The 1,235-nt window shown below is 53.6% G+C and carries 1 protein-coding gene; it reads left to right on the forward strand.

Features of this window, described 5'->3' with window-relative positions; all coding sequences use genetic code 11:
* The first annotated feature begins 3 nt into the window (after positions 1-3).
* The gene (gene tuf, locus C0977_RS10735) at positions 4-1,191 is read left to right on the forward strand and encodes an elongation factor Tu (protein WP_023053625.1); all 1,188 of its coding nucleotides are present in this window, start codon (positions 4-6) and stop codon (positions 1,189-1,191) included.
* The last annotated feature ends 44 nt before the right edge of the window (positions 1,192-1,235 follow it).

Here is a 1,235-nt window from a genome sequence, read left to right on the forward strand (position 1 = left end):
AAAATGGCTAAAGAAAAATACGAAAGAACCAAACCGCATGTTAACATTGGAACGATCGGCCACGTAGACCATGGCAAAACGACATTAACGGCAGCAATTACCAAGGTATTGTCGAAGAAAGGCTTTGCCGAATTCGCCGACTATGCCAATATCGATAAAGCACCGGAAGAACGGGAACGAGGGATTACGATCAATACGGCGCACGTAGAATACCAGACGGAAACGCGTCACTATGCACACGTAGACTGCCCGGGGCATGCCGACTACGTCAAGAACATGATCACCGGCGCCGCACAGATGGACGGCGCGATTCTCGTTGTCAGCGCGGCGGACGGCCCGATGCCGCAAACGCGGGAACATATCCTCCTGGCCCGTCAGGTAGGGGTACCGGCCATGGTTGTATATTTGAATAAAGCCGACCAGGTAGATGACCCGGAACTGATCGAACTCGTAGAAATGGAAGTACGGGAACTGTTGAGCTCTTATGATTTCCCGGGCGACGATATTCCTATCGTCGTGGGCTCGGCGCTGAAAGCCCTGGAAGGGGACGAAAAAGCGGAACAGAGCATACTGGACCTGATGCAGGCTGTTGATGACTACATTCCGACACCGGACCGCCCGACGGACAAACCGTTCCTGATGCCGGTAGAAGACGTATTCACGATTACCGGCCGCGGCACGGTAGCGACGGGACGTGTAGAACGTGGAACCGTAAAAGTCGGGGACTCGGTAGAAATCGTAGGGATGCAGGAAGAATTAAAGACGACAGTCGTAACGGGCGTAGAAATGTTCCGGAAACTGTTGGATCTGGCAGAAGCGGGAGACAACATCGGCGCGCTGCTGCGCGGCGTAGACCGCAAAGAAATTCAGCGCGGACAGGTATTGGCGAAACCGGGATCGATCCATCCGCACACGAAATTCAAAGCGCAAGTATACGTTTTGACGAAAGATGAAGGCGGCCGTCATACGCCGTTCTTCACGAACTACCGTCCGCAGTTCTATTTCCGGACGACAGACGTAACGGGAGTTATCCAGTTGCCGGAAGGCACGGAAATGTGCATGCCGGGAGACAATATCAAGATGGACGTGTCGTTGATCACGCCGATCGCGATTGAAGTAGGACTTCGATTCGCTATTCGGGAAGGCGGCCGTACCGTCGGAGCCGGCGTCGTATCGGAAATCGAAGAATAAGCAGGGAAGCAGTGCCAGAATAAGCGAAAAGCACTTACGTTGTC

It is taken from the genome of Megasphaera vaginalis (ex Bordigoni et al. 2020), assembly GCF_900240295.1.
GTDB classification, from domain to species: Bacteria; Bacillota; Negativicutes; order Veillonellales; family Megasphaeraceae; genus Megasphaera; species Megasphaera vaginalis.